Consider the following 22,693-nt stretch of genomic DNA (forward strand, 5'->3'; position numbering starts at 1 on the left):
ATTGATCTCTAAAGAAGGATCTTTTAGTATTTGTAACTTACATGGGAGGGTTATATGAAAAATTTGAAAATTATAAAATTAAGTTTTGCGATACTTTTAAGCACAACAACTCAAGTTATTGGCGCAGATGTTTTTTCAAAAGGCCAAAAAGAGGGTATTGAAAAAGTTGTTGAAGAATTTTTATTGAAAAAACCAGAAATTATGGAAAAAGCTTTTCAAAAACTCCAAGAAAAGCGCCAACAAGAACAAGCATCTCAAAATAAATCTATCATTTCAAAAAATGTGGATGAAATATTCACTAATTCTAGTGATCCATTTATTGGAAATAGTGATGGCCACAAAAAACTGGTTGTCTTCATGGATCCTTTTTGTGGACATTGTCGAAAATTTCATAAAACTTTAAATATGGTTCCTCAAGACCCAGAATTACGAGATGTAAAAATTATATTCAAAGATCTGCCAATCTTTGGGGAAATATCTAAATTAGCTGTACGATCAATCTTCGCAGCCAAAAATCAAGGGAAATATGCTGAATTCCAAAATGCAGTATTTGAATCGAACCCAGATATGACTGAACAAGATATTTTCGATATTGCAGAAAAAATAGGCTTGGACATCGATAAATTTAAAGTTGATTTATCGTCTAGCATTATCGAAAAGAAAATTGCTGAAAATGAGACTTTAGCCTCAAAACTTAACATAGAGGCAACACCGACAATAATTTATGGTGACGTTATTATTCCTGGCGGACCGGATATTAATAGCCTAAAAAAGATCTTTTCACTTAATCCTAAAGATAAAAATTAAAGGGAAAATATGTTCCAAACTCCACCTCAATTGATTGAAGGCTCTGTACGCATCTATGATACTCAAGAGTATACAAATGCGGCGGCTGCAGTCCAAAAAATAAAAGAACTTTACAATGAAAGTTCAGCTATAATTGGTCAAGCTTATGATAACCTTAAGCAAGGAGATAAGAGCGCTGCTTCCCCTAAGGAAGGTTGCTACCCATATGTTGGTATTTATATAAGCAGCGCTGATATCAAGCTATCTGATGCTGCTCTTTCTTATGGATTTGTTGATGCGCCCGGTTTTTATGGAACAACATTAACACACCCTGAGTTTTTTTCGGATTATTACGAAGAACAAATCTCATTATTACTTGAGAGATATCAAAAACCGATTATTGTTGGACGAAGTGAATGGCCTATTCCTTTAGCCTTTATTGCTGATTTTAGTAATACAAATCTTAGTGAATCTCAAATCGATCAATTACGCCTTAACTTTGAACATCCTAATCTCACACGCCTTAATGATCATATTGTTAATCATACTTATAAACCGATTGCTAATAGTCCTCGTCCTCTTGCCCTTTTTTCCGGCGAGCGTGTAGATTTTTCTCTTCACAGACTTCACCATTATACGGGAACCTCTCCAGAACACTTTCAGAATTTTATTTTACTCACTAACTACCAACGCTATTTAGGTGAATTTATTCACTTTGCAGAACAAAAACTTTTAGAAGGTGACGAATACACAGCTTTAGTTACACCTGGAGATGTTATTACCAGAAAATCAGGAGCTACGACCCTACAGAAGATAGGTGAAGAGCCAATGCATCTTCCACAGATGCCTGCTTATCATTTAAAACGCCCTGATGGAAATGGCATTACTTTTATTAATATTGGTGTTGGTCCTGCAAATGCTAAAAATATCACCGATCATTTAGCTGTTTTACGTCCCCATTGTTGGCTTACCTTAGGTCATTGTGCCGCCCTCAGACGCAATCAAAACCTTGGTGATTATATACTCGCACATGGCTATGTGCGAGATGACGGCGTGTTAGATGATGATCTTCCTTTATGGGTACCAGTTCCTCCAATTGCAGAAGTTCAGATAGCTCTTCAAGATGCTGTTCTTGCTGTTACAGGCTTGCAAGCTGTAGATGCAAAATTTCGACTACGAACTGGAACTATCTATACAACCGATAATCGAAATTGGGAATTAAGGTCCGATGAGATTTATGAAAAATTCAATCAAAGCCGTGCTGTTGCCCTTGATATGGAATCTGCAACGATTGCTGCTAATGGCCTTCGCTTCCGTGTTCCTTATGGGACATTACTTTGCGTTTCAGATAAACCAATTCATGGAGAAATTAAGCTTCGCGGAATGGCCAATAATTTTTATCGTGAAAGAGTGCAGCAACACTTAATAATTGGGTTGGAGGCGATTCGCATCATTCGCGAACGGGGTGTCGCGTCCTTGCACTCCAGGAAGCTCAGGGGATTCGACGAGCCGGCGTTTCGCTAAAGCTTGTTCAAATTCCCCGAAATTTTGGTCAATAAATGAATCATAATCGGCCCAAAATTGGGTAAGAATCTCATCTGTTTCCATAAATATTTGGTGCCGAGAATGTTCATAAATCTTGACTTTACATTTTGCTAAATTCTCAGCAACGTATTCTAGAGAACTATTGTCTATGAGCTCTTCCTGCCCTGCAGCTATCAACAAAAGAGGCGTATGTATTTGTTTTAAATAGGTAGACTCATGGAGCATTTGAATAGATTTAAACGTGGCTTGAAGCCAACCATAAGTACCCCCACCGGACACAAGTCCCGGATTTTTAAGTTGTAAATCTCTATGAGCAAAATAACGTTGCCGATCATGAGTGAAGTAATTACCTTCAAAATACTCATATATGGGATTAAGGTTTTCTTGGCCAAAAATATAGGCGTCCTCACATCCAATAAAGCAGGCAGACTGAGCAATTAATTTAGCTAGAGATTTTGGATAACCTCCTGTTTTAACATCAATCATAGGAGCGACTAAAACAGCACCATCAAAAATATTTTGATATTCGCTTAAATAGCGTAGAGCTATATGACCTCCCATTGAATGCCCTAACAAAATCAAATTATTTTGGTGCATTGGCCTTACATAGTTAGTCATGAATTGATGAAAATCGTGAAGATAAGTATCATATGAATCTATATGTAATTTATTATGGTTAGGAAGCATACGACTTGAAAGTCCTTGACCACGTAAATCAAGAGCCCACACATTATTACCTTTTCGACATAGTATTTCGATTATTTCTTGATATTTTTCCATAAATGAAGCTCTGCCTTGTAGTAAGACAATAGTACGAATGGTTGTTGTCTGAGCTTTTGGATGAGCAGGCCAGAATCCTATGCGTATTTTTGCACCATCTTCAGTATGCATAAATTTATAGGGCTCTTTTATCATTCTTTACATACTCCATTTACGTGCCTTTATCTTTATTGTAATAGAGGCTTTATTTAAAATACGTAAACAAAAGAGTATTTTAATCAGGAGAACTGGCTTATGAATTTAGTAAAAATTCATCTTCCTCTCCTGTTTTGTGGACAACTTCTTTAAAGAGTTTCAAAAGATCATCTTCTTTCAATTTGGAACGTTCTTCTCCCTTAACATCAAAAACAATCTCCCCCTCTGTTAACATTAGAGTACGATTTCCGACTTCAAGCGCTTGATGCATACTATGCGTTACCATTAGCACTGTAAGATTTTTTTCTAGAATTATATTGCGCGTGAGTTGAATGATGAAAGCTGCCGTACGTGGATCAAGAGCTGCAGTATGTTCATCAAGAACCAATATCTGCATTGGAGAAAGTGCCGCCATAATTAAAGAAATAGCCTGACGTTGTCCCCCTGAAAGCAAGCCTATTGGATCTCTCAATCGTTTCTCAAGACCCAAATTTAATCTTTCAAGAAATGTTATAAAAATTTTACGATTCTTCGGAGATAAAGCAAATCCAAGACCGAGATTTTTACCGCGATAAAATGCTAAAGCCAGATTTTCTTCAACAGTTAAAGTACCGCATGTTCCTATTAAAGGATCTTGGAACACACGCGCGACCATACGTGCCCTTTTCTCTGACGACCACCGTGTAACATCAGTTTCTTCAAAAAATATTCGTCCTTGAGAAATATTAATATCTCCCGTTAAAACATTCAGAAGAGTAGATTTTCCAGCTCCATTACCACCAATAACAGTAACAACTTCGCCTTCTTCAATCGTTAGAGAAATATTTTTTAAGACAACTTTCTCTAATGCAGTTCCTTGATTGAATAATACGCGTACTTTCTCAAGTCTAATCATGCTTAGCCTCGCCCTATTAATTTATTCGTTGTCGCTTTTTTCAAACGTGGAAGTATCATTGCCACCATTACAATGCCTGCTGTTACTAAATTAAGATCAGTTGCTTGTAATCCAAGTCCATCCGCATTCAGGGCTAAAGCAATTGCAAAGCGGTGAAGAATCGTCCCAATAATACACGCCAAAAGGGTCAACCAAATTCTTCTAGTGGGGAATACAACTTCACCAATAATGACCGCCGCGAGCCCCATAATAATCGTTCCATTTCCAATCGTCACATCTGCAAAACCTTGATGTTGAGCAAATAATGCGCCTCCTAAAGCAATTAACCCATTGCTTATAGCAATCCCCAGAAGAATCATTCCTTTGGTTTTTATACCTTGTGCCTGAGCCATACGTGGATTAGCACCAGTTGCCCGCAAAGCAAGACCTGTCGTTGTTAATAAAAAGTACCATAAGAAAGTACCAATAACTAAAGAGAGTATGCTTAATATGAGTATTGTCCCTGCTATTTTTGCGCTAAAGAAAGCCTCAAATGGCGTAAAGATTGTTTCTACATCCATCATAATTGTTATATTAGGACCTTTCATAATTCTTAAATTAATAGAATAAAGTGCTAACATAGTTAAAATACTGGCTAATAAATTTAAGATCTTCCATCGCACACTAAGCCATGCTGTGAATAAACCTGCTAGACTTCCTCCTAAGATGGCACATAATGTCGATAACCATGGATTATATCCTTGTGAAATTAAGATTGCCGCTATTGCAGCTCCTAAAGGAAAAGAACCATCAGCTGTCAAATCTGGAAAATCTAAGGCTCGAAAAGAAAGATAAACACCTAAAGCAACCATTCCATAAATTAAACCAAGCTCAATCGCACCTAGAAATTGTAATTCATTCACTGTCTATTTTTCCTTATTTATTGGACCTTCATGTCCAATTTTTTCAAAGTTGAATTCTGTATTTTCTGGAAGCTTTAGCTTAAAATTATTTAAAGTTTTCATGTTCACAGTTACATGAGAAACTTTCGCTGTTTCGACAGAAATAATTCCTGGTTTTTCTCCTTGTAAGATGCGAGCAATCATTTTTCCTGCAGCTTTTCCAATATCAAAAAGATGAGCTCCTGCGGTCGCTAAAGCACCTTGAAAAACAGAATCTGTCTCACTTGTAAAAATTGGTTTTTGAAAATCAAATTGCAGTTTAATTAAACTATCCATGGCAGAAAGAACCGTATTGTCTAAAGGAATGAAAAAAGCATCTACTTTTTTAATAAGACTTAAAGCTGCCGAATGAACATCAGATGTTTTCATAGCTGTTACAGATATAACTTCAAAACCTTCTTTCTTTGCAAATTCTTCAAAAAGCTTAAATTGTTTTACAGAGTTAATTTCTCCAGGATTATAAATACCACCTATAATTTTAGCGTGAGGAAGCATCTTCTTAATCAACATTACTTGTTTTTCAAGAGGAGGAAAATCACTGACCCCTGTAATAAATCCTCCAGGATTCTTAAGATCTTTGATAATTCCAGCATTTATTGGGTCTGTCACAGCCGCAAAAACAATTGGAATGTTCCTTTTTCGAGCGGCAGACATAAGAGCTTGTGCACTAGGTGTTGAAATCGCCACCATAATATCCGGCGTCATGCTTACAAATTGCTGAGCTATTTGAATATTGGTTGCATTATTGCCTTGAGGATTCTTATAAACCCAATGCATTGTTTTGCCCTCATGATACCCTAATTCTTCAAGAGATTTTTTAATCCCTTCTCTGACAGAATTAGCAGAAGGATGATCAATTATTTGTGTAATAGTAATAAGAGGCTTAAGCTCTTCTGAATGAAGAGCAGGTATAAATAAATTAAAACAAACTATAATTGTTAAGAATCTTATATAAAATATATCCACAAAATCTTTAAAGCCGCTCAAAATTGGGATGAGCATGTTTTTAATGGCCATAATAAGCTCCTTATAGTTTTTCTCGCTTTTACCATATCTTACATTATTGCTAAAAAGACAATTTTAATTAATTATCGTTCAATTTCTGATACATAAAGCTGACCTACAGCTATTTATAATCTCATAATTATTTTAAAATTCAATTAATTTAAAATAATTGCTGCATATTCAACTATTTTTCCAATTTATAAATTTTTGCTTTTTGAGCGATTTTATCTGGAATACTTAAGTCTAAATTCTTTGCGGTCTCATAATTAATATAGATTTGAGGATTCCGCGGAAATGCTATGGGAATTTGTACCCCTTTTTTATTTTCTAAAAATTTAAATACAATTTCTCCAACCTGCTTCCCATGTTCATAATAACTCGTTCCAACAGCTGCAATTGCCCCTTTTTGAACAAGAACCTCATCACTTGTAAAACAAGGAATCTTTTTTTCATACTGTAAAGAAATCAAAGAAGAAATTGCAGAAACAACTGTATTATCTTGAGGAATATATAAAATATCTACTTTTCCGATTAGATTTTGAGCAGAAAATAATACTTCTGAACTTTTTGTAGTCGGAGCTAACAAAATTTCGTATTCAAATTTTTTTGCTAAATCTTGAAATTCGCTGATCGTCTTCGTCGAATTCACCTCTGCAGGATTATATAGAATTCCAATTTTCTTAGCTGTAGGGAAAAGTTCTCGAATCAATTCAATTTGGGCATTTAAAGGAGGAAGATCACTTACACCAGAAATAAAATCTCCAGGTTTATTTAAATCTTTAATTAACCTCGCCTGCAAAGGGTCTGTGACAGCCGCAAACACAAGAGGAATATTTTTACCATGAGAAACAGATGCAAGAGCTTGTGCGCTAGGTGTTGAAATTGCAACCATAACATCTGGCTTCATCCCGCTTAACTGTTGTGCGATTTGATTATTAATACTCATATTTCCTTGAGCATTTTTATAAATGACTTTGTAATCCTTCCCCTCTTCTAATCCACTTTGTGAAAGGAAATCATAAATTCCTTGCCTTACAGCTTCAAGAGATGGATGTTCAACTATCTGGCTAATGGCTATTACTTTAAGTGACTGAGCCGACGGTTCAATCTTATCTCTAAACAAAAAGAGACTACCTAAAATTAAAACGCTTAAACCTAGCAATATTTTTAGTATTTTCATGGAAAAATTCTCATTAAATTTGCGACACACTACGAAAAAATTCGCCTTTACGCAAAGTTTTTTATATTATCTTCTTTCACACATATTTTCCGATCTTCAAGAAAGATTGAAACTTTACCATTCAGAAAATCGAGCGCAACTTTTCCAAAAATCTCATATCTCCACCCTTTAAGGACATCAATAGGTGCTTCTTCTTTTAACATAATAAGAGAATCGAGATCTTTAGTTGTTGCAATGAGCCTTTCAGCCACTTGAGATTCTTGACTTTTTATCTTCAAAAGAACTCTCAATAAGTCAATTAAAGTAGAAGATGCTCCTAACTTACCTATTTTTATATGAAGTGTTGGACACTCTTCAGAGGGAATTTCATTTGCTGAACTTAGAACACTCATGATCTGAGTCCCAACAATCCCTGTTGCTAATTTCGTTGAAATACCTCTTATTTGACATAATTCTTCTGAGGAATTTGGATTATGGGCGGCAATTTCAACAAGAATTTCATCCCGAAGCATCCGACCTCTTGGGATATTTTTATGTACAGCTTCCAATTCACGCCAAGCTCCCAAAGCTTGCAGGCGAGCTAAAAATCGTGGTTCTCCACTCCTTGGACGTAATCTTTGCCACGCTTTTTCAGGCTGAACTTTATAAGAGTCAATATTTTGTAATTCCTCCATTTCTTCTTTTATCCATAAAAAACGATCATTATTTTGGAGGCGTTCAAAAAGTTTCTGATAGATTATTCTTAAAAAAATAACATCATTCGCTGCATACTTTAATTGTTTATCAGTGAGAGGACGTCGTGCCCAATTTGAATAACGGCTTGATTTATCTAAAGGTGTTTTAACCATGGAATTTACAAGTGTTTCATAACCAACAGACTCACCAAAACCACAAACCATTGCGGCAATTTGAGTATCAAAAATAGGCTTAGGTAGTTCTTTCATTAAAAAGTAAAAGATTTCTAAATCTTGGTAAGCAGAATGAAATACCTTAATGATATTTTCATTTTTCATAATTTCAAAAAGCGGCAAAAGATCAATTTCAACACTCAAAGGATCAATAAGAGCGATATCTTGGGAACCTGCAATTTGTATTAAGCAAACTTTAGGCCAATAAGTATCTTCTCGAATAAATTCGGTATCAACGGCGATAAAATCTTCATTTTCTATTTTTTTACAAAATGTTATTAGCTTTTCATTGGTTGAAATCAATTCCATACAAATATCCTTTTCACTTTAAGAGAAGAATTCTAGCAAAAAGCAATATAAATTGCTATTTTACCTCAACAGAAAATTTAGAAAGAGAAAATTATGCATCTTTACCGAACACACAAATGTAATGAATTAACGGCAGAACACGTCGGTTCACAAGTCAGGCTTTCTGGATGGATTCATCGGAAAAGAGATCATGGAGATCTTTTATTTGTGGACTTGAGAGACCATTATGGAATTACTCAATGCGTAATTGAAGCAAAAAATGAACACTTCAAAACACTAGAAGCTACTAAACTTGAAAGTGTTATCACAGTCACAGGGCATGTACTTCAGCGAACCCCAGAAACAACAAACACAAAAATGCCAACAGGCGCTATTGAACTTGCGATTGATGACTGTCATGTTGATTCAATTGCAGATGTTTTACCGCTATCTGTTAACAGTGATCAAGAATTTCCAGAAGAAACAAGGCTTCGTTATCGTTTTCTTGATCTTCGCCGCGAAAAAATGCATGCGAATATCGTACTTCGCAGTCAAATTATTGCCTCTATTCGTCGTCGAATGATCGAGCAAGACTTTATAGAATACCAAACACCCATTTTAACGGCTAGCTCTCCTGAAGGAGCAAGAGATTTCTTAGTCCCTTCTCGCGTTCATCCCGGTAAATTTTATGCCCTCCCGCAAGCCCCTCAAATGTTTAAACAGCTTCTTATGATTGCAGGGTTTGATCGTTATTTCCAAATTGCGCCTTGTTTTCGTGATGAAGATGGGCGTGCTGATCGCTCTCCAGGAGAATTTTATCAATTAGACTTTGAAATGTCGTTTGTGACTCAAGAAGATGTCTTTGCTGCTCTTGAACCTGTTCTTCATGGACTATTTACTGAATTTGGGAAAAATAAGATTGTAACAGAGACTCCTTTTCCCCGTATCACATATGATGAAGCAATGCTTAAATATGGTTCAGATAAGCCAGATTTGAGAAATCCTCTCGTTATTTCACAGGTAAATGAAGTTTTTGAAAACTCAGAATTTAGTGTTTTTGCAAATGCCATTTCTCGAGGATCCGTCATTAGAGCAATCCCCGCACCTACTGCTGCTAAAGAATCACGCAAATTCTTTGTTAACTTAGATGACTGGGCAAAAACTCAAGGAGCACCAGGCCTTGGTTATATTATTTTTTCCGAGGGTGTTGCAAAAGGCCCGATCGCAAAATTCCTAGATGAAGCTCGGCTAAAGCGTTTGAAAGAATTAACAAATGTTCAAGAAGGTGATGCTGTTTTCTTTGTCTGTGCACCAAAAAAAGAGGCCGAAAAACTTGCCGGCTTAGCGCGCCAAAAAATTGGACAAGAACTAGATCTTATCGAAAGAAATTGCTTTAAGTTCTGCTGGATCGTTGATTTTCCAATGTTCGAATATAATGAAGAACACAAAAAAATAGACTTCTCCCACAATCCGTTCTCTATGCCTCAAGGAGAACTTGAAGCCTTAAATTCTCAAGATCCACTAGATATCAAAGCTTATCAATACGATATCGTTTGTAATGGTTATGAGCTTTCAAGCGGGGCAATTCGTAACCATAAACCTGAAATTATGTATAAGGCTTTTGAAATTGCAGGCTATACACGAGAAGAAGTTGAAACTCAATTTAGTGGAATGCTGAATGCTTTAAAATATGGTGCGCCGCCTCATGGTGGCTCAGCGCCTGGTATTGATCGAATTGTAATGCTTCTCGCTGAAGAACCAAATTTACGTGAAATTGTTGCATTTCCAATGAATCAGCAAGCTCAAGATTTATTAATGGGCGCTCCGTCAGAGGTAACACAAAAACAACTTGAAGAACTTCACATTCGCGTTCAATTACCACCCGAACAAAAATAAAATTACTATTTTTGTTTATACAAACGCTTTTTGAAAGATTCCACACCGAATGATCCCAGCTAAATCTGGGATCCATTCTTGAATAATAAGCTCTGATTTTTCAAAAATTTTTTCAACAGCTTTTTCTTGCCCTTGACCAATCTCAAGAAATAAATGGCCTGAAGTTTTTAATAAACGAAAAACGTGAGGTGCCAAAGCACGATAAGCATCTAAACCATCTTCTCCTGCAAATAAGGCGATCTCGGGGTCATATTGAATAACTTCAGGTGAAAGAATTTGTCGCTCTGTTTCAGCAATGTAAGGAGGATTTGAGATAATAATATCAAATGTTCCCTCAATCCCCTCCCCCCAAGAAGTCTGGATCAGCTTAAGCCGATCCTGTAAGTTAAATTTCTCTAAATTAAGTTGAGCAACTTCAAGAGCTTGTGCTGATTTATCAACACCGATTCCAAAACTAAAAAGATATTCTTGAAGTAAAGTAATAATAAGACAACCTGTACCAATACCTAAGTCGAGAATATTAAAAACCATTTCACGAGACGGATAGGTTTTAAGGACGGCTTCTATTAATGTTTCACTATCAGGACGAGGATCTAAAGTTTCAGCCTTTACAATAAAAGGCAAACTCCAAAATTCTTTTTCTTCTCTGATTTTTGAAAGAGGCTCATGTAAAGATCTTCTTGTGATCCAATACTTATATTTTTCAAGCTGCTCAGGTGTCAGGTGGACTTGAGGAGAAATGATAATTTTTTCTAAGGAAAAATTTAAAGCATACCTCAGAAGTAATCGAGCTTCATGAAAACTGTTTAAAATTCCAGCTTGCTTTAATTTTTCCTGAGCTTCTGAAAGAGCTTCATAAATTGTTAATGACATTACTCAGCGATATCAGCAAGACGAGTAGCCTGATCTTCAGTAATGAGAGCATCAAGTAACTCATCTAAATCTGTTCCCTCCATAATTTGCTCTAGTTTGTATAAGGTTAAATTTATACGATGATCAGTGACACGTCCTTGGGGATAATTATAGGTTCGGATCCGTTCAGAACGATCGCCAGATCCAACTTGATTTTTACGCGATGCAGATCTTTCTGCTTCCTTCTTTTGTCTTTCAAGATCATAGAGCCTTGCTCGTAAAATTTTAAGTGCTTTTGCTTTATTTTTATGCTGAGATTTTTCATCTTGCTGTTGTACAACAAGACCTGAAGGAATGTGCGTAATCCGAACAGCGCTATCTGTTGTGTTAACTGATTGACCACCAGGCCCGCTCGAACGATAAACATCAATTCGCAAATCTTTTTCTTCAATTGTAATATCAACATCTTCTACTTCAGGCAAAACAGCAACTGTTGCTGTACTTGTGTGAATTCGACCTTGCGATTCAGTCGCAGGAACCCGCTGAACACGATGAACCCCAGATTCAAATTTAAGACGTGAATAGGCTCCCTTCCCCAAAACTGACGCACTGACCTCTTTTATGCCACCAATGCCTGTATCAGTTAAGCTTATAATCTCAAATCGCCACCTTAAACCTTCAGCATAACGTTGATACATGCGCAATAAGTTGCTTGCGAATAAAGCCGCTTCATCTCCACCAGCTCCGCCGCGAATTTCAAGAATCACGTTACGTTCGTCATCCACATCCTTAGGCAGTAAAAGGACTTTTATGCCGTGTTCAAGTTCTGGTATCTTTTCTTTTCGCGCTCTAAGGTCTTCTTCTGCTAATGCTTTAAATTCTATATCAAGAGTAGAATCTTGTAGTAATTCTTCCAGATCTTTGATCTCACTTTGTTCTTTACGTAATAACATAATAGCTTCAGCAACATCTTTAAGATCTGAGTATTCTTTTGAGATGCGCACAAATTCTTGTCCGCTTTCATGATGACCTGTCCCAAGTATATCTCCAAGTTCATGATAACGTGCAAGAACATGATTTAGCTTAACATCGAAACTCACGTTTATTATTCCTTTATTAATTTATCTATCAATTTTGTGAAAGAAATCTTTTCTTGAACACCTGTTTTGAAATCTCTCACAAGAGCTTCTTCTGTTCTTATTTCATCTTCACCAATAATGACCGCATGAGTTGCATTTACTTTATCAGCACGTTTTAAGCGTTTAGATAAATTCCCATGATATCCCATATCAACAAAAATCCCCTTATAGCGTAATTCTTGTGCTAATTTAAGGCAAACCTCTTCAGCTTGTTCTCCTAGAGGGATCATAGCTACAGGAGCTACAATTTTTGGGAATTCTGGCTTTAGTAAAGAAATTCGATCAACCCCTGCTCCCCATCCAATGCCCGGGAGATGCGGCCCTCCCATCATTTCGACTAGATTGTCGTAGCGTCCGCCCGCGATAACCGCGCTTTGGGCTCCCAATGCATCAGTAATAAATTCGAATGTAGTATGACAATAATAATCTAAGCCTCGTACTAAACGTGGATTAATCTTATAGGGTATCTCTAATAATTCTAATCCTCGACATACCTCTTTAAAAAATATTTTTGAAGCTTCATTTAAATAATCACCATAAACGGGGGCTTCTTTTATAATTTCTTTGTCTTGTTCAGTTTTTGAATCTAAAATTCTTAAAGGATTACGCTCAAGCCTGTCTTGACTCTCAGGAGATAATTTAGCACGTAGTGGCATAAGATATGCTAAGAGTGCTTTTTTATAAGTTTCTCTACTCTCTGGATCTCCTAATGTATTGATTTCAAGTTTAATTTTATGTTCAATACCTAAAGTCTTTAAGATATGATAGGCCATTGCAATAACTTCGATATCTGCCGTCGGAATTGCAGTTCCTATCAATTCAACACCTATCTGATCAAATTGTCGATAACGACCTCTTTGGGGACGTTCATATCGAAACATAGGACCAGCATAAGAAAGTTTTAGGGGTGCATGCTGAGCCATTCCATTAGAAATCACGGCCCGCACCACACCCGCTGTACCTTCTGGACGAAGAGTGAGCTCTTCACCTCCCCTATCTTTAAATGTATAAGTTTCTTTACTTACAATATCTGAAGTTTCACCAAGGCGATGAAAAACACCAGAGAACTCAAATATAGGGGTTGAAATTTCATCAAAACCATAATAACCCGCAACTTTCATCGCTTCTTTCACAATAAAGCGATATTGACGACATTCATTAGGCAATAAATCATGCGTTCCGCGAACAGGCTGAAACACGAATACACTCCTTTGGTTTTTAGCTTAAGCCCCTAAGAAGGACTTTTTGCCCATTTATTATTTAATGTGCGCTAAGATAGGAGAGTAATGACTGAGCGTCTAGTAAAATATGCTGTTTAACTTCACCTTTTCTACCTAAAGACTTTGGCGTTTCATCTCCAACGCTCACATTAATGCCACCTGCGTTTCCTGTGTATAATAATAAGCCTTCTTTTTGAGGAACATCAAATGTATCTCCAGGCAACATTGTTTTTACAAAAATAGTTTCTCCTTGAGTATTATTAATTTGAATCCAAGATTCCTCAGTACAACTCAATTTTATATTAATAGAGGAACTTGGTGTATTTTTCTCAACTGTAGATGTTTTTTCAGGAAGCTGTTCAGTTGTTTTATTTTCTTTCTTCTCTAAATTTTCTAACATGGGCTCATTATCTTTTTTAGGAATTAAAATCTCACTATCTTTATCAACTATATTAGATAAATCAGAGGAAGAGGATGTTAGCGATAAAGATGTTTTTTCAAACGGCTTTTCAGATAACTCCTTTTGGAATTGATCTTGAGCAGGGTCAGATTTTTCAGACCTCATCAATGTTTTATCAGATGGTATGGAGTCTGGTATTTCTTGTTTTTCTTTAGAAACTGAATTTATAATAAACCAAATTAATAAAATACTAACAGCAATACCAATAGACACAACTAAATATACTCTATTTGGGGTTGTTGATTTTCTTAACGCTTCAGGAAGATTTAATTGCACATTTTGGTTTTCAAGTAAAATTTGTTGCTTAAAAAGTTCTACCCATTTTGATGGTTTTTCTCCTAAGAACTGAGCATACGCTCTAACAAAACCTAATGTATATACTCTCTCAGGAAGAAATTCAGCATTTCCTTCTTCAATAGCTTCTAAATATCGCACGCCAATCCTTAGAACTTCAGAAACTTCTTCTAAGGTATAATGTTTTCGTTCTCTAATTTTTCGAAAATGGTGCCCTACGTGTAGAGGTACTTTAATTTCTTTTACAGAAAAATCTTTCTCAGTTAACTCAACAGATTCGTTTTTTTTCAAAGATTCTGCCTTCTTTACTGGTTTTTTGTTAACATTCATGCAATCGTTTCCCCATAAGTTACTATAAAATAAATAGCTACATCTTAAAAACAAGTCAATCCGTCTAAAAATTTAGCCAGACAACTTGTAAATTAACAATTTGGCATATAATAATTTTCTTTAAGATTTTTTTTATTGTAGAATTACAAAAAATTTTATGTCTGCAACGTAAATATAAAGCAATTAAGAATAATTAGCGCTTGCTCTCAAGTGCCTTAAGCCGAAGTCCTACTTAAATAAGAATTGTTTAATTTTAAAGATTCTAAATACTTAAAGATTGTTTATCTTGAAAATAAGTTTCCTTGATTCACTCTAAAAATCTTTAACCTATTTTTATTTTTTCTCGCATTTCAATGGCGGTAAGAGCTTGAGTCATAAGTTCTTCAACGATTTCTTTAGCGGGTTGCTCTTTATTCACAAGACCAACGCTTTGCCCTGCCATCACCGAACCTGTTTCAATATCGCCATCAATAACAGCACGACGCAAAGCACCTGCCCAATATTTTTCAATCTTAAGTTGTCCTTCTTTAAGATCAACTTCACCAGCATTAACTTGATCAATAATCTGCCGCTGGAATTCAATAAATTCTTTAGTTCCTTCATTTTCCAAGGCACGCACGGGAATGACAGGAAAACGTGGATCAAGCTGTGGAGAAATAGTAGCTTCTCGAGAAGAGGCACGAATAAAGGCTTGCTTAAAATTAGGATGAGCCCTGCATTCTGAAGCACAAACAAAACGAGTCCCCAACTGGCACCCAGAAGCTCCCATCTCAAGATAACTTAAAATAGCTTCACCACGACCTATGCCACCGGCAACAAAAATAGGGACTTCTTTTAAGACAGGAATGATTTCTTGCGCTAACACAGATGTTGTCACAGGTCCAATATGCCCGCCTGCTTCATGGCCTTCAATCACAAGAGCATCGACTCCCATTCGGATTAATCTTTTTGCTAAAGCCAAAGCTGGAGCAAAACAGATCATTTTAATTCCAGCATTTTTAACTGCTTTAATAGATTCAGCATTCGGCAACCCACCTGCTAGGATGATATGACTGACATGATGTCGAATACAAACCTCAATAAGTTCAGGAAGAGCTGGATGAAGTGTAATTAAATTTACCCCAAAAGGTCGATTTGTCAGTTTTTTTGTTTCAGTAATTTCCAGATCAAGGTGATGCGGTTCCATTGCTCCACAAGCAATGACTCCAAATCCTCCAGCATTTGAAATAGCTGAAACCAAGTGGCGCTCTGATACCCAAGTCATGGCTCCTGCAAGGATAGGTACTTCAACGCCTAAAAAATCTTTTCCACGTTGCCATAAAGAGTTTAAATATGAATGTGCTTGCATATTAGATTTCCAAATCAAATTATTTCCTTCTGCATAATCTTCTTTGTCAAAACAGGCAAGCATTTTTCATCATAAAATTTAATCTTAAAGAAAATGACTAATGCTTTTTCATTAATATTACTAATGACTTAAGTTAATATGATAATTATTGTATATTTTTTATAGATAATTTTTATTAATTCAATTAGTTATTACATATAGAATCTTGCATCAAAAGATCATATAAAATAGCTAATTTTTCAAGTTTTTACTATTTAAACTCAAAATATTATGTAAAAAATGTACTTTACAATAAGCTCTTCTTTTATAGGGCTTAAAAACATGCTACTTTCCAATGATAAAAATGCAAATTTTGAAATTTTTGAGATCTTAAGAATGACTTCTTTTTTCGCAAATGTTGGTCGGATTTTTCTAAACTTCCTTCAAGGAACAGGCCATCTTATAATTTTCATAAATCAAACCATCACTATGGGAATTCGCCCACCTTATTATTCACGTCAAATTTTAAAGCAAATTATTAATATCGGATATTTTTCACTTCCTGTCGTTGGATTAACGGCAATGTTTACCGGAATGGTACTTGCTTTACAAAGCTATACAGGTTTTGCGCGATTTTCTGCAGAAGGCGCTGTTGCAACGGTTGTTGTCCTCTCTATAACCCGTGAACTTGCCCCTGTTCTTGCAGGTTTAATGGTTGCAGGCCGTATCGGTGCCGCAATTGCTGCAGAACTTGGGACTATGCGTGTCACTGAACAAATTGATGCCTTATCAACTCTTTCAACTGATCCTCTGCAATATCTTGTGATGCCTCGTGTTATTGCTGGCATATTTACACTTCCTCTTCTTGTTTTAGTTGCGGATATCATTGGGGTCTTTGGCGGGTATCTCGTTTCAATTTATAAATTAGGCTTTAACCCTGGGAATTATCTCCATCAGACCCTTCAATACCTAAAAGCAATTGACGTTATCTCAGGTCTTATTAAAGCTTCCGTTTTTGGCTTTTGCATTAGCATAATGGGATGTTACCATGGATATTATTCTAAAGGTGGTGCTCAAGGAGTCGGAAGTGCTACAACCAATGCTGTTGTTTCTTCTTCAATTTTAATTCTTATTTTTAACTATTTATTGACAGCGGTTTTTTTTGATAAATGACAAAACATAAGCTTCCACGAATCATTTTAAAGAATGTCCATAAATCATTTGGGTCTAAGAAAGTACTTCAAGGATTAGATTTGGAAATCTTACCCGGTGAGTCTTTAGTCATTATTGGAGGATCAGGTACCGGAAAATCTGTGATGTTAAAGTGTATCCTTGGCCTCATACAAGCCGACAAAGGCAGCATTCAAATTGATCAAAAAGAGATTATCAATGCCTCACGCTCTGATTTAGATAAAATACGCCATAAAATAAGCATGCTTTTTCAAGGATCTGCATTATTTGATAGCCTCCCTGTTTGGGAAAACATTAGCTTTTCTCTACTTCAAGAAAAGAAAATGCACCGTATCCAGGCACGCTCATATGCGATTGAGAAATTAGCTTCAGTCGGTTTACCTGAAGAAGTTGCAGATCTCTATCCCGCTGAACTCTCAGGTGGAATGCAACGTCGTGTTGCCCTTGCCCGTGCAATTGCACCAAAACCAGAAATCTTATTTTTTGATGAACCGACTACAGGACTTGATCCCATTATGGGAGGAATCATTAATGATCTAATTAGGGCAAGTGTAGACGACTTGGGCGCAACAGCAATTACCATTACACACGACATGGCGAGTGCAAAAAAAATAGCGGATAGAATTGCAATGATTTATGAGGGGAAAATTGTCTGGCAAGGAGATGTAACGTCTATTGAAAAAACCGATAATCCTTATGTACAACAATTTATTCATGGCCGTACTCAAGGACCCATCAAAGTGGATGTAAAATAATATGGCAAAACCCACTGTTCTTTATGTATGTCAACAGTGCGGCATGAGTCATCCTCGATGGACAGGACGCTGTAATGGATGTGAAAGTTGGAATACTCTTATTGAAGAAGTCCAAACTTCTTCACCAGCTTCTAAACATCAGAAACAAACGCGAGGAAAAGTTATTGAATTTTCGAAATTAGCAGAACAATCGCCTCCTTTACCCCGCGCTCTAACAGGGCTTGCTGAATTTGATCGTGTTTGTGGCGGCGGCCTTGTACCAGGTTCTGTCATTCTTGTGGGTGGAGACCCTGGCATTGGAAAATCAACGTTATTATTACAAGTTGCAGCCCTATTAAGCCAACGTCAGCCTTGTTCTTATATCTCCGGAGAAGAGGCTGTTGAACAAGTACGAATGAGAGCTCATCGCTTACACTTGCAAGAATCGCCTTTACTTTTAGCATCAAGCACAAATGTGGGCGAAATTATTGCATCCTTAGATCATCCTAATGCGGCTCCCTTGATCATCATTGACTCAATTCAAACAATGTCAATTGATGCTATTGAATCTGCTCCAGGTTCTGTTAGCCAAGTTCGAGCGGCTGCTCATGAATTTACCCGTCTTGCTAAAAAACGGGGTATTACCGTTGTTATGGTAGGTCACGTAACAAAAGAAGGGATGATTGCTGGCCCCAAAGTCTTAGAACATATGGTCGATACAGTCCTTTATTTTGAAGGAGAACGAGGACATCAATTTCGGATTTTAAGAGCTGTGAAAAACCGTTTTGGAGCGACAGATGAAATTGGTGTTTTCGAAATGACACAAGCAGGATTACAAGAAGTCGCAAACCCTTCAGCACTTTTCCTTTCTGAGCGTCAAGGAGAGGCCAGTGGATCTTCTGTTTTTGCCGGCATTGAAGGAACTCGCCCTTTATTGGTAGAAATACAAGCGCTTGTTTCTCCTGCGGCTTATGGAACACCTCGACGTGCTGTCATTGGATGGGATGCAAGCCGACTTGCAATGGTTTTAGCTGTTCTTGAAACACGCTGTAATATTCCCTTTAGTACACGGGACGTGTATTTAAATGTTGCTGGAGGATTAAAGATTTCCGAGCCTGCAGCTGATCTTGCTGTGGCCTCCGCTCTTATGTCTGCTTTAAGCGGAAAATCTCTTCCAAATGATGCTATTTTTTTTGGAGAAATTGGCCTTTCAGGAGAACTTCGTTCTGTTGGACAGAATGAACTACGCCTTAAAGAAGCTGCTAAACTTGGCTTTAAGCAAGCTTTTTTACCTCCCTGTCGCCAGAAAAATACATTAAGCCAAGATTTAGGTGTTCGACTCCATGAAATTTCTCTATTAAGAGATTTTGCCCACTTTTAGAATGAAATTTATGAATTGAAAATCACCTTATTTTTATTTAGTAATAATGCAAATTTATGATGTGAATAAAGCTAATGATCGAATCTTCTTTTATTATTTCCGAATTTAATGCCATTGATATGGGAATTCTTTCCATTTTGGCGTTATCTGCTTTGATTGGTATCCTACGTGGTTTTACGCGGGAATTTTTTGGAATTGCAGGTTGGGCAGGAGCATTTTTTGTAACAATCTGGGGCGTCCCTTTTCTGCAACCTCTCGTATATAAATGGGTTGGAAACTCACTTCTTGCCGATATTATTGCAGCATTAGGTTTATTTATATTTTCTTTTGTCACCTTTATGACACTTATTCGAGCTCTGTCTAATCGTGTTAAAGGCAGTATTCTTGTAAGTTTAGACCGTTCTCTCGGGCTTCTTTTTGGTATATTGCGCGGCAGTGTTATTGCTATTTTTCTCTTTTTTATGAGTAATTTTTTATGGAAACCTGATCATCGTCCTCTTTGTCTTTTATCTGCAAAATCCTATCCTTTTCTCTTAAAGAGCGCAGAAACCATCCTTTTATTTTTTCCAAAAGGCTTAGTTTCTATAGAATTTTTCAAATCTAAAATTGAGGCTTCTAGCACTTTCCTTCAAAATCCTGAAAAGCTTATGGAAGCACTTTCACAACCTAAACCTAAAGAAAATGAGAAAAATAAAGCGGATGGGTACCGCACTCAACATCGACATTCAATGGATCGACTTATTCAAAATTATAAAACGGACGAAGAAGCTTAATTTAGACTAGTCTCTAGTTTATCTTCGGCTAACCATTCCATTCATCAATTTATCATGCGTTGGCATGCGTTCAAGCGCAATTGAAAAAGCCTCTTCGACCTTTTTAATAGGAATAATATCTAAAGCAGCTTTACAACTCTCTGGGACCTTATCAAGATCACGGACATTATCTGCTGGAATCAAAACTTTCTTAATCCCTTCCCTCTGAGCTGCTAAGAGTTTTTCTTTAAGCCCACCAATAGGCAGTACATTACCATGTAATGTTATTTCGCCGGTCATTGCAACATCATGGCGTACGGGGATTCCTGTAAAAACAGAAACGATGGAGACAGCAGCAGCCACACCAGCTGAAGGGCCATCTTTTGGAGATCCTGCTTCAGGCATATGAAGATGAATATTTTGTTGCTTAATAATTTCAGGATTAATTCCAAAAGCATTAGCATGGGCTCGAATATAGCTTGCAGCCGCATTAAAGGATTCAACTGTCATATTTCCGAGCGAACCTGTCGTAAATACTTTTCCAGAACCTGGCATAATGACAGCTTCAATAAATCCTAAATTCCCCCCAGCACCAGAAGCTGCTAATCCTGTGGTTACACCAACTTGGTTGACTTTATGAGCACGTGTCCTAAACACTTTCTCTTGACCAGCATAACTTTCGAGATTTTCTTTCGTGATGCTGATAAATGTTTTTCCTTTTAAAATAAGCTCTTTTGCAGCTTTTCGGCAAATTTTTGCTATTTCCCGTTCAAGTCCTCTCACACCTGCTTCAAATGTATAACGTTCTATCAAAAGAGGTATAAGCTCTCTATCAAGAGAAAATTCATTTTCTTTAAGACCATTCATTTCCATCTGACGAGGAATTATATGGCGTTTTGCAATTTCTTGTTTTTCTTGCAGAGTATATCCTTCAATCGTTACGATTTCCATACGATCAAGAACGGCCTTGGGAAGATTAGAAAGATCATTAGCCGTTGCAACAAACATTACTGAACTAAGGTCTGCACCAATTTCCAGATAATGATCAAGAAAAGCATTATTTTGTTCAGGATCGAGTAACTCTAAAAGTGCAGCAGAAGGGTCTCCAGACCAATTCATTCCTCCAACTTTATCAATTTCATCAAGCAAAATCATTACATTCGTTGTTTTTGCTTTCTTAAGTGCTTCAATAATGCGACCAGGACGAGCACTTACATAGGTTCTCATATGTCCACGAATCTCGGCTTCATCTCTTATCCCACCAAGAGGCACTCTTTGAAATTCTCGACCTAATGCACGAGCGATAGACTTTGCCAGAGATGTTTTTCCAACGCCAGGCGATCCTAATAAACAAAGAACAGGCACTTTTTTATGTCCTGCACGCTTTTGTGCTGCTAGATATTCAATAACACGATCTTTTACCTCAACTAATCCATAATGATCCTCATTTAAAATCTTCTCGGCTTCTGCGAGATCAATTTCTTTTTGATGATTTTCTGGAACCCAAGGAAAACTTAATAGCCAATCAAGATATTTGCGAATTTCAGCTGCTTCAGGAGAAAAAGGATTCATATTCCATAGACGTTCAAATTCAGCTAGTGCCTTTTCACGTGCTTCCGATGTAAGCTTTTTATTTTTTATACGTTCACGAATTTTCTCAAGTTCAGCTTCAAAAAAATTTTTCTTGTCTGCTGATTGAATTTGCCCTTGAGAATCACTTAAAGGATTTTGAGGTAAAAACAGATTTCCCAAAAATAATGAAAAATAAAGAGCAAGAAAAATTTGTATCATTTGCACTAACCGTCAATTAATTGTGACTATTTGTTATATAATATAATACCCTAAAAAAGCAAGTTTATAATAAACTTGCCTTGAAACCTAGATGGTTACAAAGGCAAGCTTAAAAAATACACTTCTTCTAATTTCTATAGACAGCTAACCTATCATAAGAAATCACTTCAGATTTCTATTCTATTGCTTTAATAACTTCTTCACATACTTTTTTAGCATCGCCAAAAAGCATCATTGTATTATCACGATAGAAAAGTTCATTATCAACCCCTGAATATCCTGCAGCCATAGATCTCTTTACAAACAAAACTGTTTGTGCCCTTTCAACATCCAAAATTGGCATTCCATAAATAGGGCTACTCGGATCTGTCTTCGCAAGTGGATTGGTAACATCATTTGCACCGATAACAAAAGCCACATCTGTTGTAGGAAAATCTCTATTGATTTCGTCTAATTCGAGTACATCCTCATAAGGAACATTAGCTTCAGCCAAAAGCACATTCATATGCCCAGGCATACGTCCAGCAACAGGGTGAATCGCATAACGAACTTGAGCCCCTTTTTGCTTAAGAAGATCCGCCATTTCACGCAAAGCATGTTGTGCTTGTGCTACAGCCATACCATATCCAGGAACAATAATAACAGATTTTGCATTTGCCATAATAAATGCGGCATCTTCAGCACTCCCAGCTTTAACAGGACGTTGCTCTGTTGATGTTGTCGTAGAAATAGCTGAAGTATCACTTCCAAATCCACCCAAAATAACATTAAAGATAGAACGATTCATTCCTTTACACATGATATAACTCAAGATTGCACCTGAAGAACCGACAAGAGCTCCTGTAATAATGAGGAGATGGTTA

The 22,693-nt window shown here is 36.8% G+C and carries 20 protein-coding genes; 7 read left to right on the forward strand and 13 right to left on the reverse strand.

The features are described 5' to 3' along the window. The first annotated feature begins 54 nt into the window (after positions 1–54). On the forward strand, positions 55–807 hold the full coding sequence (locus J0H12_03765) for a thioredoxin domain-containing protein (protein MBN9413022.1): 753 nt from the start codon (positions 55–57) through the stop codon (positions 805–807). 9 nt (positions 808–816) lie between these two features. Next, positions 817–2,310, forward strand: a complete 1,494-nt coding sequence (locus tag J0H12_03770) for an AMP nucleosidase (protein MBN9413023.1) — start codon at positions 817–819, stop codon at positions 2,308–2,310. Here the strand turns inward: J0H12_03770 and J0H12_03775 are convergent. From J0H12_03775 to rnd, 6 genes are all read right to left on the reverse strand, one after another. Next, complete coding sequence (locus J0H12_03775; protein MBN9413024.1) at positions 2,209–3,246, reverse strand: alpha/beta hydrolase; 1,038 nt, start codon at positions 3,244–3,246, stop codon at positions 2,209–2,211. The two genes, J0H12_03770 and J0H12_03775, sit on opposite strands and share 102 nt — an antisense overlap. Positions 3,247–3,343: 97 nt before the next feature. Continuing rightward, positions 3,344–4,141, reverse strand: coding sequence for an ATP-binding cassette domain-containing protein (locus tag J0H12_03780; GenBank protein MBN9413025.1), 798 nt, complete (start codon positions 4,139–4,141; stop codon positions 3,344–3,346). A gap of 2 nt (positions 4,142–4,143) precedes the next feature. Then, a complete protein-coding gene (locus J0H12_03785; protein ID MBN9413026.1) occupies positions 4,144–5,043 on the reverse strand; it encodes an ABC transporter permease in 900 nt (299 codons plus the stop codon). Between the two features lie 3 nt (positions 5,044–5,046). Continuing rightward, positions 5,047–6,099, reverse strand: a complete 1,053-nt coding sequence (locus J0H12_03790; GenBank protein ID MBN9413027.1) for an ABC transporter substrate-binding protein — start codon at positions 6,097–6,099, stop codon at positions 5,047–5,049. 172 nt (positions 6,100–6,271) lie between these two features. Continuing rightward, positions 6,272–7,267 carry an ABC transporter substrate-binding protein gene (locus J0H12_03795; GenBank protein ID MBN9413028.1) on the reverse strand — a complete coding sequence of 332 codons (996 nt, stop codon included), beginning with the start codon at positions 7,265–7,267 and terminating at the stop codon, positions 6,272–6,274. A gap of 47 nt (positions 7,268–7,314) precedes the next feature. Next, positions 7,315–8,484 (reverse strand): ribonuclease D, encoded by a 1,170-nt coding sequence (gene rnd / locus J0H12_03800; GenBank protein MBN9413029.1) that lies wholly within the window; start codon positions 8,482–8,484, stop codon positions 7,315–7,317. A 93-nt stretch (positions 8,485–8,577) separates the two neighbouring features. Between rnd and aspS the strand changes: the two genes are divergently transcribed. Next, positions 8,578–10,359, forward strand: coding sequence for an aspartate--tRNA ligase (aspS, locus tag J0H12_03805; GenBank protein ID MBN9413030.1), 1,782 nt, complete (start codon positions 8,578–8,580; stop codon positions 10,357–10,359). Between the two features lie 15 nt (positions 10,360–10,374). Here aspS and prmC read toward each other — a convergent pair whose 3' ends face one another. The 5 genes from prmC to J0H12_03830 form a co-directional block, all read right to left on the reverse strand. Next, a complete protein-coding gene (prmC, locus tag J0H12_03810) occupies positions 10,375–11,232 on the reverse strand; it encodes a peptide chain release factor N(5)-glutamine methyltransferase (GenBank protein MBN9413031.1) in 858 nt (285 codons plus the stop codon). After that, positions 11,232–12,311: a peptide chain release factor 1 gene (prfA, locus tag J0H12_03815; GenBank protein ID MBN9413032.1), complete on the reverse strand. Its 1,080-nt coding sequence runs from the start codon at positions 12,309–12,311 to the stop codon at positions 11,232–11,234. The genes prmC and prfA overlap by 1 nt, the downstream gene beginning before the upstream one ends. 5 nt (positions 12,312–12,316) lie before the next feature. Further along, the gene (locus J0H12_03820) at positions 12,317–13,549 is read right to left on the reverse strand and encodes a histidine--tRNA ligase (GenBank protein MBN9413033.1); all 1,233 of its coding nucleotides are present in this window, start codon (positions 13,547–13,549) and stop codon (positions 12,317–12,319) included. Between the two features lie 61 nt (positions 13,550–13,610). Next, entirely contained in the window at positions 13,611–14,654 is a 1,044-nt protein-coding gene (locus J0H12_03825; GenBank protein ID MBN9413034.1) for a DUF4115 domain-containing protein, read from the reverse strand. 322 nt (positions 14,655–14,976) lie between these two features. Then, positions 14,977–16,002, reverse strand: coding sequence for a nitronate monooxygenase (locus tag J0H12_03830; GenBank protein ID MBN9413035.1), 1,026 nt, complete (start codon positions 16,000–16,002; stop codon positions 14,977–14,979). A gap of 321 nt (positions 16,003–16,323) precedes the next feature. Between J0H12_03830 and J0H12_03835 the strand changes: the two genes are divergently transcribed. From J0H12_03835 to J0H12_03850, 4 genes are all read left to right on the forward strand, one after another. Continuing rightward, entirely contained in the window at positions 16,324–17,154 is an 831-nt protein-coding gene (locus J0H12_03835) for an ABC transporter permease (protein MBN9413036.1), read from the forward strand. Beyond that, on the forward strand, positions 17,151–17,927 hold the full coding sequence (locus J0H12_03840; protein ID MBN9413037.1) for an ATP-binding cassette domain-containing protein: 777 nt from the start codon (positions 17,151–17,153) through the stop codon (positions 17,925–17,927). The genes J0H12_03835 and J0H12_03840 overlap by 4 nt, the downstream gene beginning before the upstream one ends. Position 17,928: 1 nt before the next feature. Beyond that, positions 17,929–19,287 carry a DNA repair protein RadA gene (radA, locus tag J0H12_03845; GenBank protein ID MBN9413038.1) on the forward strand — a complete coding sequence of 453 codons (1,359 nt, stop codon included), beginning with the start codon at positions 17,929–17,931 and terminating at the stop codon, positions 19,285–19,287. Positions 19,288–19,361: 74 nt separating this feature from the next. After that, positions 19,362–20,060 carry a CvpA family protein gene (locus tag J0H12_03850; protein MBN9413039.1) on the forward strand — a complete coding sequence of 233 codons (699 nt, stop codon included), beginning with the start codon at positions 19,362–19,364 and terminating at the stop codon, positions 20,058–20,060. A gap of 18 nt (positions 20,061–20,078) precedes the next feature. On the opposite strand, the gene lon is transcribed toward J0H12_03850, so the two are convergent. Both lon and J0H12_03860 read right to left on the reverse strand, forming a co-directional pair. Beyond that, a complete protein-coding gene (gene lon, locus J0H12_03855) occupies positions 20,079–21,830 on the reverse strand; it encodes an endopeptidase La (protein MBN9413040.1) in 1,752 nt (583 codons plus the stop codon). Between the two features lie 175 nt (positions 21,831–22,005). After that, the coding region (locus J0H12_03860; GenBank protein MBN9413041.1) for an NAD(P)(+) transhydrogenase (Re/Si-specific) subunit beta at positions 22,006–22,693 on the reverse strand (688 nt) is incomplete at its 5' end.

The organism is Candidatus Paracaedimonas acanthamoebae (genome assembly GCA_017307065.1).
Lineage (GTDB): Bacteria > Pseudomonadota > Alphaproteobacteria > Caedimonadales > Caedimonadaceae > Paracaedimonas > Paracaedimonas acanthamoebae_A.

Excerpts from the sequence above, each read along its gene's own strand:
- aspS (MBN9413030.1), top strand. The coding sequence starts at position 8,578 with ATGCATCTTTACCGAACACACAAATGTAATGAATTAACGGCAGAACAC.
- J0H12_03780 (MBN9413025.1), bottom strand. The coding sequence starts at position 4,141 with ATGATTAGACTTGAGAAAGTACGCGTATTATTCAATCAAGGAACTGCA.
- J0H12_03830 (MBN9413035.1), bottom strand. The coding sequence starts at position 16,002 with ATGCAAGCACATTCATATTTAAACTCTTTATGGCAACGTGGAAAAGAT.
- lon (MBN9413040.1), bottom strand. The coding sequence starts at position 21,830 with ATGATACAAATTTTTCTTGCTCTTTATTTTTCATTATTTTTGGGAAAT.
- J0H12_03790 (MBN9413027.1), bottom strand. The coding sequence starts at position 6,099 with ATGGCCATTAAAAACATGCTCATCCCAATTTTGAGCGGCTTTAAAGAT.
- J0H12_03840 (MBN9413037.1), top strand. The coding sequence starts at position 17,151 with ATGACAAAACATAAGCTTCCACGAATCATTTTAAAGAATGTCCATAAA.
- J0H12_03850 (MBN9413039.1), top strand. The coding sequence starts at position 19,362 with ATGATCGAATCTTCTTTTATTATTTCCGAATTTAATGCCATTGATATG.
- J0H12_03825 (MBN9413034.1), bottom strand. The coding sequence starts at position 14,654 with ATGAATGTTAACAAAAAACCAGTAAAGAAGGCAGAATCTTTGAAAAAA.
- J0H12_03770 (MBN9413023.1), top strand. The coding sequence starts at position 817 with ATGTTCCAAACTCCACCTCAATTGATTGAAGGCTCTGTACGCATCTAT.
- J0H12_03795 (MBN9413028.1), bottom strand. The coding sequence starts at position 7,267 with ATGAAAATACTAAAAATATTGCTAGGTTTAAGCGTTTTAATTTTAGGT.
- J0H12_03775 (MBN9413024.1), bottom strand. The coding sequence starts at position 3,246 with ATGATAAAAGAGCCCTATAAATTTATGCATACTGAAGATGGTGCAAAA.
- J0H12_03765 (MBN9413022.1), top strand. The coding sequence starts at position 55 with ATGAAAAATTTGAAAATTATAAAATTAAGTTTTGCGATACTTTTAAGC.
- radA (MBN9413038.1), top strand. The coding sequence starts at position 17,929 with ATGGCAAAACCCACTGTTCTTTATGTATGTCAACAGTGCGGCATGAGT.
- rnd (MBN9413029.1), bottom strand. The coding sequence starts at position 8,484 with ATGGAATTGATTTCAACCAATGAAAAGCTAATAACATTTTGTAAAAAA.
- prmC (MBN9413031.1), bottom strand. The coding sequence starts at position 11,232 with ATGTCATTAACAATTTATGAAGCTCTTTCAGAAGCTCAGGAAAAATTA.
- J0H12_03835 (MBN9413036.1), top strand. The coding sequence starts at position 16,324 with ATGCTACTTTCCAATGATAAAAATGCAAATTTTGAAATTTTTGAGATC.